Origin of the sequence: Dactylosporangium sp. CA-139066, assembly GCF_050936175.1 — a bacterium.
In the GTDB taxonomy this organism is placed as follows: domain Bacteria; phylum Actinomycetota; class Actinomycetes; order Mycobacteriales; family Micromonosporaceae; genus Dactylosporangium.
In genome coordinates this window covers 7,311,219-7,324,269 of sequence record NZ_JBNJNH010000001.1, presented here as the reverse complement: position 1 = coordinate 7,324,269, position 13,051 = coordinate 7,311,219, and the positions used below count along the sequence as shown (strand labels likewise).

Genomic DNA, 13,051 nt, shown 5'->3' with positions numbered 1-13,051 from the left:
ACATCGATGAGCGTGACGCCCGAGCACGCGGCGAGGTTCCGCGAGACCTTCGAGCGGCTCGTCGCCAACGTCAACGCGGCGATCCTCGGCAAGGACCACGTGGTCCGGCTCGCCTTCACATGCCTGCTGTCCGAGGGGCACCTGCTGCTCGAGGACTACCCCGGCACCGGCAAGACCTCGCTGGCCCGCGCCCTGGCCCAGACCGTCAAGGGCACCAGCTCCCGCATCCAGTTCACGCCGGACCTGCTGCCGTCCGACGTCACCGGCGTGCAGGTGTACGACCAGGGGACCCGCCGCTTCGAGTTCAAGCCCGGCCCGATCTTCCATTCGATCGTCCTCGCCGACGAGATCAACCGGGCCTCGCCGAAGACCCAGTCGGCGCTGCTGGAGGTCATGGACGAGGGCCACGTCACTGTCGACGGCACCCGCTACCCGGTCGGCCGGCCGTTCATGGTGGTTGCCACCCAGAACCCGGTCGAGCAGGCGGGCACCTACCCGCTGCCCGAGGCGCAGCTCGACCGGTTCCTGATGAAGGCGAGCCTCGACTACCCCGACCACGACGCGATGGTGGCGCTGCTGCGCGACTCGGCCGTGCGCGACCGGGCCGCCGAGATCCGCCCGGCCATCGCCGCCGAGGTGCTCGAGCCGCTCAGCCGCCTCGCCGACCACGTGCTGGTCCGCGACGAGGTGCTCGCCTACGTCAGCCGCATCGCCGAGGTCTCCCGCCAGCACAAGCACGTGAAGCTCGGAGTCTCCGCCCGCGGCTGCCTGGCGTACGTGCGCTGCGCCAAGACGTGGGCGATCGCGCACGGGCGGACCTTCGTGACGCCGGACGACATCCGCGTCCTGGCCGGACCGGTGCTGTCGCACCGGGTGCTGGTCAACGCCGAGGCCCAGTTCGACGGGGTGACCGTGCGCCAGGTGCTCAACGACATTTTCTACGAGGTCGCCCCGCCGCTGGACCGCGCGGCATGAGGCGCGTCGCGTCGGGCGTCGCCGCGGCCGCCGCCACCGTCACGCCGCTGGGCCGGGTGGTGCTCGCCGGGGCGGTGGCGCTGTGGGCGGCGGGCGCCCGGTTCGGCTGGGTCGAGGCCGTGTACGCCGGCCTCACCGGCCTGTGCGCACTCGGCCTCGGCGCGCTGTTCACCCTCGGCCGGACCGCGGTCGCGGTGACGGTCGAGCCGCAGCGGCGCCGCCTCACCGCCGGCGTGCCGGGCGAGCACACGCCGGTGACGGTGTCGGTGACCAACACGTCCAGGCGGCGGCTGCTGCCGTTCCGGCTCGAGGTGGTCAACGGCGCCGCGGTCGAGTCGTTCCCGATCCCGGGCCTGGCCCCCGTCGGCGTGCGCGCGGCGGTGTTCGAGGTGCCGGCCCGGCGCCGCGGCGTGATCGTGCTCGGCCCGGCCACCAGCGTCCGCGGCGACCCCCTCGGGCTGCTGCAGCGCCGCGTCGAATGGTCCGGCGCCACCGAGGTCGTCGTGCACCCGGCGACCGTCCGGCTCGACCCGGTCGGGCAGGGGCTGCTGCGCGACCTTGAGGGGCGCACCAGCAACGACATCTCGATGAGCGACCTCGCCTTCCACACCCTGCGCGACTACGTGCCGGGCGACGACCGGCGGTACATCCACTGGCGCTCGTCCGCGAAGGCCGGCGCGTTCCTCGTCCGCCAGTTCCAGGACACCCGCCGCACCTGCCTGCTGCTCGTGGTCGACGGCGACCCCGCCGCCTACGCCGATCCCGGCGAGTTCGAGACTGCGATCTCCGCGGCCGCCTCGGTCGCGGTGCGGGCCGTCGACGACGGGGTCGACGCCACCCTCGTGGCCGGCGAGGCCTGGAGCGGCAGCGCGCCCGCCCAGCGCCGCAGCCGGCAGGTGCTGCTGGACACGTGCGCCCGCGCGGCCCTGGGCGGGGCGGGCCTGCCGGCGCAGGTGGCCCGCGGCGTCCGCTCGGTGCCGGAGGCGACCTACGCGTTCGTCGTCACGGGGCCCCGGGTGCCCTTCGCCGACCTGCGCCGCGCCTGCGCCCGGCTGCCGGTGGGAACACCCGCCGTGGCCGTGCGGGTGGCGCCGGCCGAGCGGGCGCGGCTGGCGGCGTCCGGCTCGCTGAGCGTCGTCACCCTTCCCGCCCTGGGCGACCTGCCGGGGCTGCTGCGATGAGGCCGCGCGCCGCCGCGGCCGACGCCGCGTTCCTGCTTGCCCTGGCCGCGCTCGCGCTGCTGGGCCTCGGCAACACCTTCGCCGGCCGCGGGTACCTGTGGACCGGCCTGGCCGGCGTCGCCGCCGGCGCGTTGCTCGCCTTCGGCCTGCGCGCGCTGCGCCAGCCGGCGATCGTGCTCGCCGCCGCGACCGTCGTGGTCTTCTTCGCCGCCGGTGTGCCGGTCACGCGCCCCGGCGACGCGCCGTCGGTGCCGGCGGTGCGGGCGCTGTCCGAGTCGGCCGTGTTCGGCTGGAAGGACCTGCTCACCACGCTGCCGCCGATCGACGACGCCCGGCTGCTGGTCGTGCCGTGGACGCTGGGCCTGGTCTGCGGAGTGGCCGGCGCCGCGATGTCCGCGGCGCTCCCGCCGCGGCGGCCCCGGTGGGTCGCGCTTTGGGCCGCGGCTCCGTTGGCCGCGCCGTCGCTGCTGCTCGCGGCGGTGCTGCTGTTCGGCACGCACGATCCGGTGGTGCCGCTCGCCTCCGGCGCCGGCTTCGGCGCGCTGGCGCTGACCTGGGCCGCCTGGCGGCGCCGGCGCGCCGCGGCCGCCCCGGCGGGTGGCGTGCGGGCCGGTCGCGCCGCGGTGCGGGCGCTCGCCGCCGCCGCGGTTCTCGGCCTGGCCGCGCTGGCCGGCGTGGCAGCGGCGCCGGTGCTGGGCGGGGACGCCGGCGGCCGCTGGGTCCTGCGCGACCAGGTGGTGCCGCCGTTCGACATCGGCGCGTACCCGAGCCCGCTCGTAGGCTTCCGCAAGTACACCAAGGACGCAAACCAGCTCTGGGACCAGGAGCTGTTCCGGGTCGAGGGTCTGCCTGAGGGCGTCGCCGTGCGCATCGCGCTGCTCGACGACTACGACGGCTCCGTGTGGGGCGCCGGCTCCGGTGGCGACGGCGGATACCACCGGGTCGGCGCCGCGTTCGGCCCGACCGGCGACACCGTGCTGCGGGTGACCATCGCGCCCGCCTACGCCGCGGCCGGCGACCTCAACCCGTGGCTGCCCGGCGCCGGCCGCGCCGGTTCGATCGAGTTCGGCGGCCCGCGCCGCGCCGCCCTCGCGGACTCGCTGCGGGTCAACCTCGCCGCCGCGACCGGGCTGAGCACCGCCCGGCTCGCCGCCGGCGACACCTACACCGTCCGGACCGCCGTGCGCGGCGCGCCCGACACCGTGGCGCTGCCCGACAACGCCCAGCCGGCCGGACGGCCCGCCCTGACCGAGAGCGCCCAGGCGCTGCTGGCCAGCAAGGTCGCGGCGTGGACCAAGGGCACCAGCGGCCTCTCGGCCCAGCTGCGGGCGGTGGCCGACTACCTGCGCACCAACGGCGCATACAGCGACGGCGGCCCAGGGGAGACGCAGTACCTGCCCGGCCACAGCCTCGGCCGGCTGGCGACGTTCTTCAACGCGCCCCGGCCCGTGGGCGACGACGAGCAGTACGCCGCCGCTTACGCCCTCGTCGCCGGCTACCTCGGCATCCCGTCGCGCGTCGTGCTCGGCGCCCGGCCGGGCCCCGGCGGCGTGGTCCGCGGCAGCGACGTGCACGCCTGGGTCGAGGTGCACCTGGCCGACGGGCGGTGGGCGACGGTGCCGCAGACCGCGTTCATGCCCGACGTGACGAAGCGGCCCGAGCAGCGCCCGCCGCAGGCCGCCGAGAACACCGACGCGATCGTCGTGCCGCCGCCCAACGCGGCCAAGCAGAACACCGCGTCCACCGACACGTCGCGCAACGACCCGCGCCGATCCGGTGGCGACCCGGCCCCGGACCCCTGGTGGCGGCGGTGGTGGGCCGCCATCGCCCCGGTGGTCACCTGGGGCGGGCCGCCGGTGCTGGCCGCCGCGCTGGTCGTCGCCGGGATCGTCGGGTGGAAGGCCCGCCGGCGACGGCGCCGGCGGACCCGGGGCACGCCCGCGGCCCGCTACGCCGGCGGCTGGCGCGAGCTCGTCGACGCAGCCCGCGACGCCGGCGCCGCGGCGCCGGCCGGGCACACCCGCCGCGAGGAGGCCGCCCGCCTGGGCGGCGACCTCGACGCGCTCGCCGCGGCGGCCGACGCCGCCGTGTACGGGCCGGGCGAGCCCAGCCCGCAGGACGCGGCGCTGTACTGGCGGGACGTCGAGCGCGCCCGCCGCGGGCTGGTCGGGGGACGGCGGCTGCGGGCCGCGCTGAGCCTGCGATCGCTGCGCCCGCGCCGGACGGCGGCGAAGCCGGCCGCGCGCCCGAGCGCAACGCGGCCGGCCACGCGGCCGGCCGCATCGACACCGGCCGCGACGAGAGGGGCCTCGTGAAGCTCAAGTTCACCCTGCGCCGGCCCGGTGCCCCGGACGCCGACCTGCTCGCCACCGTCGACGCCGGCGCGACCGTCGGCGACCTCGCCGCCCACCTGCTGCTGGCCGACCCGCGCGGGCGCGGTGCGGCTCGGCCCGGCGAGGCGCCGACCCTGCGCCTCTTCGGCGACCGCGACCGGACCCTGGACCCGGCACTGAAGCTCGCTGAGAGCGGCGTGCACTCCGGCATGACCGCCGCCGTCACCCTGGCCCGCGACGCCTACGACGCCCGCCGCGGCGACGTCGTCGCCGTCGTGCTCGTCACCGCCGGGCCGGACACCGGCCGCGAGTTCGTGCTGCAGTCCCGCACCGTCGTGATCGGCCGTGACCGGTCCTGCGAGGTACGCCTCACCGACCCGCTCGTGTCACGCCAGCACGCCCGGCTCACCGTCGGCGGCGCGGCCGAGATCGTCGACCTGGGTTCGGCCAACGGCGTGGAGTTCGGCGGCGAGCAGACGACCCGGGCCTCGCTGCGCTCCGGCGACACGATTCGCATCGGCGACACCGACCTTGTCGTGCGCATCCCCAGCGGGGCGCCGGTGGAGCGGGACCGGGCCGCCGAGGGATTCATCCGCTCGCCGCTCGTCGAGCCGGTCTACGCGGGCACGGCCCGGTCCGCGCCCGAGCCGCCGCAGCGGCCGGCGCCGTCGCGGCTGCCGCTCGTCGCGCTGGCCATGCCGATGGTGCTCGGCGCGGTGCTGTACTTCGTCACCCGTTCCACCAGCTCGCTGGTCTTCGTCGCCCTCGGCCCGCTGATGATGGTCGGCTACACCGTCGAGAGCACGCTGGGCAACCGCTCGGCGTTCCGCAAGGCGCTGCGCGTCTTCCGCGACGACCTGCTGGCCCTCGACGCCGAGGCGACGGCCGCGGCCACCGCGGAGGCCGCCGCCCGCCACCGAGAGCACCCGGGCCTCGCCGCCTGCGTCGAGGCGATCCGGCATGGCATGCCGCTGCTGTGGTCGCGCCGCCCGGACGGCCCGGGCTTCGCCGAGCTGCGCCTCGGCACCGGGTCGCGGCCGGCTCGCGACACCATCGAGCCGCCGACCGCCCGGCACCTGCCGCGGGACCTCATGGCGGAGGTGCACGAGCTCATCGCCCGGCATGCCACCGTGGCCGGGGTGCCGATCGTCGCCGGCCTCGCCGAGGACGGCGCCGTGGGTGTCGCCGGCCCGCCGGAGGCGCGACTCGCCGCCGGCCGGGCGCTCGTGCTGCAGCTGGCAGCCCTGCACTCGCCGGCCGAGCTGGTGCTGTGCGCGTTCGCCTCCAGCGCCTCGGCCCACCAGTGGCACTGGCTCACGTGGCTGCCGCACACCACCTCGCCGCACAGCCCGCTCCCGGTGCGCCACCTTGCGTCCGGGGCCGACACCGGCGCACTGGCGCTCGCCTCCGCGATCGAGGACCTCCTCGCCGCCCGCCGGTCCGGCGCCGCGCCGGCGCTGCCCGCGGTCGTCGTCCTCGTCACCGACGACACCCCGGTGGAGCGCAGCCGGCTGGTCGGGCTGGCCGAGGAGGGCGGGCCGCACGGCGTGCACGTGCTGTGGCTGGCCGCCGACGCGGCTCGCCTGCCCGCCGCGTGCCGCACGTTCGTCGAGCTCACCGCCGGCGGCCACGACGGCGCGGGCAGCGCCTACGCCGGGTTCGCCCACACGGGCGAGCGCGTCGATCCCGTCGCCGTGGAGCTGCTGGACGAGGCGACCGCCGCCGAGCTGGCCCGCCGGCTCGCGCCGCGGGTCGACGTCGGCGCCCGCGTGGACGACGACTCCGACCTGCCGCGCTCGGTGCCGCTGCTGGCGGTCGCGGAGCGGGCGCTGCGCCCCGAGCCCGGCATCATCGTCGAGCGCTGGCAGGCCAACCGCTCGATCCTCGCCGGTCCGTGCGCGCCGCCGGAGCCGGCGAAGCAGGCCGGCACGCTGCGGGCCGTGCTCGGCCGCTCGGTGCTCGGCCCGTACGCGCTGGACCTGCGCACCGACGGCCCGCACGCCCTCGTCGGCGGTACCACCGGCGCCGGCAAGAGCGAGCTGCTCCAGTCGTGGATCCTCGCGCTGGCGGCCGCCCACAGCCCGCAGCGGCTCACGTTCCTGCTCATCGATTACAAGGGCGGCTCGGCGTTCAAGGACCTCCGGGACCTGCCGCACAAGGTGGGCCTGGTCACCGACCTCGACCCGCACGAGGTCCGGCGCGCGCACGTCTCGCTCGGCGCCGAGCTGCGCCGCCGCGAGCGGCTCTTCGCCAAGCACGGGGTGAAGGACCTGGTCGAGCTGGAGAAGAAGGGCATCGCCGACGCCCCGCCCAGCCTCGTCATCGTCGTGGACGAGTTCGCCGCGCTCGTCACCGAGTTGCCGGAGTTCGTCGACGGGATGATCAACGTGGCGCAGCGGGGGCGCTCCCTCGGGGTTCACCTCATCCTCGCGACGCAACGGCCGGCCGGCGTCATCAAGGACAACCTGCGGGCCAACACCAACCTGCGGATCGCGCTGCGCACGGCCGACGAGTCCGACAGCGTCGACGTGCTCGGCTCGCCGCAGGCCGCCTACTTCGACTCCGCCGTGCCGGGCCGCGCGGTGTCCAAGACCGGTCCGGGCCGGCTCGTGCCGTTCCAGACGGCCTACGCCGGCGGCTGGACCCGCGACGAGCCGGACCCACCGGAGATCCTCGTGGAGGAGCTGGGCTTCGGCGCCCGCCCGGCATGGGAGCCGCCGGAGCGCGACGACGCCCCGGTCGACCTCGGCCGCACCGACATCCAGCGGCTCGTCGAGGCGCTGGAGGGCGCGCGGGTCCAGGCGCAGATCCGCCGGCCCGCGCAGCCCTGGCTGCCGCCGCTGCAGGAGGTGTACGACCTGTCGGACCCCGCCGCCGTACCGGGCTCGCCCACCGATGCGGTGCTGGTCTTCGGCATCCGGGACGCCCCCGACGACCAGGCGCAGCCGACGGTGGCGTTCCGGCCCGACGTCGACGGCAACCTGGCCGTGTACGGCACCGGCGGCTCCGGCAAGAGCACCCTGCTGCGCACCATCGCGATCGCGGCCGGCTCCACGTCCGTGCAGGGCGCGCCGTGTCACGTCTACGGCCTCGACTTCGGCGCCCGCGGCCTGGACATGCTCGAGCCCCTGCCGCACGTCGGCGCCGTCCTGGCCGGCGGCGAGCACGAGCGCATCGCGCGGCTCATCGACCGGCTGACCCGGGAGGTCGCCGAGCGCGCCGAGCGGTTCGCCCGCGCCGGCGCCGGCACGATCACCGAGTATCGCGCCGCGCCCGGCGGCCGCCCGGACGAAGCGCGCATCCTGCTGCTCGTCGACGGCGTCACCGCGTTCCGGCAGGCCTACGAGACCGGCGAGCGGGCGCGCCTGTTCGACGCGTTCTGCGCCATCGCCGTCGACGGGCGCCCGGTCGGCATCCACGTGCTGCTGACCGCCGACCGGCCGGCCGCGGTGCCGTCCCAGCTCGCCTCGGCCGTGCAGACCCGGGTGGTGCTGCGCATGGCCGACGCTAACGAGTACCACTCGATGAGCCTGCCGGCCGACGTGCTCAAGCCGACCTCGAAGCCCGGCCGGGGCCTGCTCGGCGGGGCCGAGGTGCAGGTCGCGATCCTCGGCCGGCACGTCGACGTCGGCAACCAGGCCGCCGAGCTGCGCCGCTTCGCCCAGGCGCTGGCCCGGGCCGGCGTGGCCGCCGCGCCGCGGGTGGCCGAGGTGCCCAAGGAGGTACCGCTGGAGGCCCTGCCGCCGGCCGTGGACGGCCTGCCCGTCCTCGGCGTCGCCACCGCCGGCCTCACCGTGCAGCGCTTCGCCCCCGAGGGCGTGTTCCTTGTCGTGGGCGCGCCCGGGTCGGGCCGCACCGCGGGGCTGCGCGCGATCGCCGGGGCGCTGCGGCGCTGGGATCCGGCGATCCGCCTGTACTGCCTGAGCCCGCAGCGGCGCTCCCGGCTCGCCGCCCAGTCGTGCTGGACTGAGCGGGCCACCGGCTCCGACGACGTCAACCGGCTCGCGAAGCAGCTCGCCGACGAGCTGCCCGCCCGCCCCGACGGCCGCCGGGCGGCGGTGTTCCTGGAGAGCGTCGTCGAGCTCGCCGGCATGGCCGAGACGCCGCTGTCGGACCTGCTCAAGATCTGCCGCGACGAGGACGTGTTCGTCGTGGCCGAGAACGAGTCGTCGGCGCTCACGTCGAGCTTCGGCGTGCTCGGTCAGGTCCGGGCGGGCCGCTACGGCCTGGCGTTCGCGCCCGACCTGAACGACGGCGACCGCTTCCGCACGCCGTTCCCGCCGCGGCTGAACCGGGCCGACTTCCCGCCCGGCCGGGCGATGTTCGTCCGCGGCGGCACCACCACCGTCGTCCAGGTCGGCTGGGCCGAGGAGGAGCCCGGACGCTGACCCGGCGTCCATTTCGCACCGCAAGACGAACCGAAAAGGAGATCACGATGGCACTGACCGGCATGGACGTCTCGGCGGTCCGCACCCTCGCCAACCAGCTCTCGGCGAAGGCGGACGAGATCGAGACCATCGCGGGCTCGCTGAGCTCGCAACTGGACGGCACGCAGTGGCTCGGCGCCGACGCCGACAGCTTCCGCGGCGACTGGCAGAACACGCACCGCACGCAGCTGCAGAACGTTGCGGGCGCCCTGCGCGACGCCTCGACCCGGGCCTCGCAGAACGCCACGCAGCAGGAGCAGGCCTCCAGCAGCTGACCGCGCGGCGCCGTGACTTTCCGGGCAGGCCTGGCGCCCTGCCTGGAAAGTGCCGCCGCCGGCGCTGCGCCGAGCCGGCGTGGGGGTCGTTACAGGGCGCGCTGGGCGTCGAGGTACGCCTCGAGGCGCTCCGGGACCGAGGGCGGGCAGAACAGGGGGCCCTGCGCCAGGTGACAGCCGGCGGAGGTGATGGTGCGCAGCTCGGCCTCCTGCTGTACACCCTCGACCGCCACCTCGACGCCCAGCTGGCGGGCCAGGTTGACGACCGCGGTGACCACGGCGGCGTCGGCGCCCGCGAACGTGGGGCGGTCCACGCGCACCAGGTCCAGGGGGAGGCGGCGCAGCAGGCTCAGCGACGTGGCCAGCGCCCCGAAGCCGGACAGCGCGGTGCGGGCGCCCAGCATGCGTACCGCGGCCAGGCGCTCCACCAGGTCCGGCAGCGGCGGGTCGGGGACGGTGAACTGCACGACGAGGCGGGAGGCGGGCAGGCCCGAGGCGGTCAGCAGGTCGACGAAGCCGTCGTGGCCCAGCAGCGCGGGCGAGACCGGCACCGACAGCCACAGCCGGCGGCCGTCCGGCGCGGTGCCGCCCCAGGCGGCCAGCTGCCGGCCGGCGGCGCCGAGCAGCCAGGCGCCGAGCTCGTGGTGCAGGCCGAGCTGGTCGGCGACCGGGAGGAACTCGTGCTCCTCGACCGGGCCGAGGCCGGCGCGGCGCCAGCGGGGGCGGGCCTCGACGCCGGCGACGCGGCCGGACGGCAGCGCGACGACGGGCTCGAAGAGCAGGTCGAGCTCGCCGCGGGACAGGGCGCCGGGCAGGTCCTGCTCGATGGTGAGGCGGCGGCGCAGCAGGGCCGCGGTCGCCTCGTCGTACCACTGCGGCGGCGGCGCGGGGCCGAGCCGTCGGGCGCGCTGCAGGGCGAGCTCGGCGCGGCTGAGCGCGCTCATCGACGGGCCGTCGCCGGCGGTGGTGTGCTCGGCGAGGCCGGCGGAGGCGGACAGGTGCGAGGTGACGCCGAGGACCGGGTACGGGTCGGCGAGCAGGGTCAGCAGGCGGCCGGCGGTCATCTGGGCGTGCACGACGCCGCCGTTGGTGAGCACGGCGAACTGGTCGCCGCCGAGGCGGGCGGCGACCTCGCCGGGCGCGAGGGCGGAGCTCAGCCGGCGGGCCGCCTCGACGAGGACGGCGTCGCCGACCTCGTGGCCGCGCAGCTGGTTGACGGAGGACAGGCCGTCCAGGCCGAGCACGACGATCACGCAGGGGAGGGTGCGCTCGGCGAGCTGGCGGCGCAGCTCGGTGCGGTTGGCCAGGCCCGTGAGGTGGTCGCGGCGGGCGGCCTGGTGCAGGGCGTGCTCGAGCCGGCGGCGCTGGCCGATGTCGCGGATGTGCACGACCACGGCCCGCACCGACGGGTCGGCGCGCTGGTCGCTGACGCTCCACTCGGTCTCGCGCCACACGCCGGAGCCGTCGCCGAGGCGGGCCTCGACCAGGGGCTCGCCGGCGGCGAGGGCGGCGGCGACCGTGGCGGCCTCGTCGGGATGGACCCGGTCGAGCAGGGGCCGGCCGACGACGTCGGCGTCGGCGAGCACCCCGTCGAGGCGGCGCGCCGCCGCGGGGGACCGCCAGCGCACGACCAGGGCGTCGTCGAGCATCATGATGATGTCGGCGGAGCCGGCGACGAGGGCGCGGAAGCGGGCCTCGCGCTGGGCGAGCCGGTGTGCGTACTGCCGGACGTCGGCGACGGCGAGGGCCTCCCGGGCGGCGACGATGAGCACGGCGACGACCGCCAGCAGCGCCGGGACGGCGTCGAACCGGCCGGCGACGAGCAGGTGGTAGGCGGCGGCGGCGAGCGCGGCCGCGAGGGGCAGCGCGAGCAGCGGGTGGCGGGCGAAGCTGCCGTCGGGCGGGGCGGCGTCGGGGGCCGGCGGCGGCGCGGCGACCGGCAGGGCGCGGCCGGCCAGCAGCGGGCCGGCGACAAGGAGCACCCCGGCGGCGAGCAGCCCGGCGGCCGGGGCCTGGTAGTCCAGCAGCAGCACGAGCGCGGTCTGGGCGACGATCGTGACGAGGACGCCGGCGCCGCACGGCACGGCGCCGGGCTGCATCGGGGCGGCGCGCATGATGCCCACCACGGCGGCGCCGACGGCGACGCTCGCCGCCACGACCGCGGTCAGCGCGGCGCCCTTGAGGCCGGCCCGCTCGAACACGACGAGCCAGGCGATGAAGAACAGCAGGACGCCGATGCCGGCGCCGTCGAGCAGCCGGCGGGCCCGCCCGATGTGGGTGGCGGCCTGGCCGGGCAGGTGGAACAGGCCGGCCAGCAACGGGCCGGCGACGAAGAACAGGCCGATGAGCGGCAGCTCGGCGGCCAGCGGCACGCCGGACAGGCGGGCCTGCGGCGCGGTGACGAGGGCGGCGCCGGCGGCGGCGGTCGACACCCCGCAGAACGCCAGACCGGTCCCGGCCGGGCGGTACCAGGCGGCGGCGCGACCGGTGCCGGTGCGCAGAAGCAACCCGCCGGCGCGCGCGACGGCGACGAGCGCGGCGGCGCTGAGCGTAACGGATACGGACAGCACGGCGGTTCTTTCCTCGGAGGGGTCGAGGGCGAGCTTCGCGCAGCCTGTACAACGCGCCAGGCATCGATGAGATTACCGTGCGCGAAGGTTGCGTGAAGAGACCGTGCTGAATGCGCTACGTGCTGAGGCCGGGCAGGGTGTCGTTGGTCACTCGGCGCCGGAGCATCACCTGGCGGCTGCCGTCGGGGTAGAGCCGGACCCGGGCCAGCTCCCAGCCGCCGTACTCGGCCTGGATCGTCAGCTGTGCGTTAGCGGTCATCCGGTCGACGTTCGACGGTAACCGCAGCGGCACGTATTCGTAGTCCATGTCCCGATACTGCTACGCCGAAATGCGCTGCACCAGCCCTTCGGCGCCGCCGGCATCCGTCCCGGCGACGACGACCGCGCCGGTGCGCGCCTCGACGGCGACCGCGAGCGGCAGCCGCACGGTCGGGTGGCGGCCGATCTCGCGCGGCGCGCCGCCGCCCAGGTCGAACCCGACCACCTCGTTGCGCTGCGTCAGGGTCACCCACACCACGCCGCGCCCGGGGTCGGCCGCGGCGGCCCACGCCCCGCCCTTCACCGGGTAGCGCTGGCGCAGCAGGAGGGGGCCGGTGTCGTACACCAGCAGCTCCCCGTCCCGCCCGTCGACCACCGCGAACCGCCCGCGGCCGGCGGCGACCACGGCGACGGCCCCGTCCCCGGCCCGCAGCGCCTCCTGCCGGGCCCCGCTCGCCGCGTCGAACACGGTGATCGACGACTCGCCGAAGTCCAGCACGGCCAGGCGCGACTCGTCGGCGGCGAGCGCGGACGGCCGCCCGCCGGTGTGGATCGTGCGCTGGACGGCGCCGGTCGCCGACAGGATGACCACGTCGCCGCGGTCGGGCAGCGCGACCGCGGTCCAGTCGCCCTCGTGGGGCACGGCGATCGCGCCGCCCTCGGCGGGCAGCGGCCAGGACCGCAACGCGGCCGCCCCGGCCGGTCGGTCGAGCACGGCGGCGCCGGCCACGATGCGGAAGCCGCCGCCGGGCGCGGCCACGACGCCGCGCGGCGTTCCCGGGACGGGCACGTCGGCGAGCGCCACCGAAGCGGCCCGGTCCGAGATCACCGCGACGTCGCCGGCGACCGCGACGCCGGTCGGGGAGGCCGGGGCCGGCGCGGTGGTGCCGGCCGGGCTGGTCGCGGGCGCCGGGGCCCACGTCGGCGTGGGCACGGTCACGTCCGGGTGGCGACCGGAGGGCGCGCCCGCGCAGGCGGCGAGCAGCAGCAGGGCGGTGAGGGGCAGAAGTCGGCGCAGCATGGTGCGCCAAG

The 13,051-nt window shown here is 76.9% G+C and carries 8 protein-coding genes; 5 read left to right on the top strand and 3 right to left on the bottom strand.

Going from position 1 to position 13,051, the window contains the following annotated elements; all coding sequences use genetic code 11:
* The first annotated feature begins 6 nt into the window (after window positions 1-6).
* The 5 genes from ACQEVU_RS33640 to ACQEVU_RS33620 are packed head-to-tail and all read left to right on the top strand — an operon-like array spanning window position 7 to window position 9,191.
* On the top strand, window positions 7-975 hold the full coding sequence (locus ACQEVU_RS33640) for an AAA family ATPase (RefSeq protein ID WP_433330712.1): 969 nt from the start codon (window positions 7-9) through the stop codon (window positions 973-975).
* Window positions 972-2,156: a DUF58 domain-containing protein gene (locus ACQEVU_RS33635; protein WP_433330710.1), complete on the top strand. Its 1,185-nt coding sequence runs from the start codon at window positions 972-974 to the stop codon at window positions 2,154-2,156. Before ACQEVU_RS33640 ends, ACQEVU_RS33635 begins: the two co-directional genes overlap by 4 nt.
* On the top strand, window positions 2,153-4,471 hold the full coding sequence (locus ACQEVU_RS33630; RefSeq protein ID WP_433330708.1) for a transglutaminase-like domain-containing protein: 2,319 nt from the start codon (window positions 2,153-2,155) through the stop codon (window positions 4,469-4,471). The genes ACQEVU_RS33635 and ACQEVU_RS33630 overlap by 4 nt, the downstream gene beginning before the upstream one ends.
* Window positions 4,468-8,877 carry an FtsK/SpoIIIE domain-containing protein gene (locus ACQEVU_RS33625; RefSeq protein ID WP_433330705.1) on the top strand — a complete coding sequence of 1,470 codons (4,410 nt, stop codon included), beginning with the start codon at window positions 4,468-4,470 and terminating at the stop codon, window positions 8,875-8,877. Before ACQEVU_RS33630 ends, ACQEVU_RS33625 begins: the two co-directional genes overlap by 4 nt.
* A gap of 47 nt (window positions 8,878-8,924) precedes the next feature.
* Window positions 8,925-9,191: a hypothetical protein gene (locus tag ACQEVU_RS33620; RefSeq protein WP_433330703.1), complete on the top strand. Its 267-nt coding sequence runs from the start codon at window positions 8,925-8,927 to the stop codon at window positions 9,189-9,191.
* Between the two features lie 89 nt (window positions 9,192-9,280).
* Here the strand turns inward: ACQEVU_RS33620 and ACQEVU_RS33615 are convergent, their stop codons facing one another.
* From ACQEVU_RS33615 to ACQEVU_RS33605, 3 genes are all read right to left on the bottom strand, one after another.
* Window positions 9,281-11,761 (bottom strand): EAL domain-containing protein, encoded by a 2,481-nt coding sequence (locus tag ACQEVU_RS33615; protein WP_433330701.1) that lies wholly within the window; start codon window positions 11,759-11,761, stop codon window positions 9,281-9,283.
* Window positions 11,762-11,876: 115 nt separating this feature from the next.
* Window positions 11,877-12,068 (bottom strand): DUF5703 family protein, encoded by a 192-nt coding sequence (locus tag ACQEVU_RS33610; RefSeq protein ID WP_433330699.1) that lies wholly within the window; start codon window positions 12,066-12,068, stop codon window positions 11,877-11,879.
* A gap of 12 nt (window positions 12,069-12,080) precedes the next feature.
* Window positions 12,081-13,040 carry a YncE family protein gene (locus ACQEVU_RS33605; protein ID WP_433330697.1) on the bottom strand — a complete coding sequence of 320 codons (960 nt, stop codon included), beginning with the start codon at window positions 13,038-13,040 and terminating at the stop codon, window positions 12,081-12,083.
* Between the last annotated feature and the right edge of the window lie 11 nt (window positions 13,041-13,051).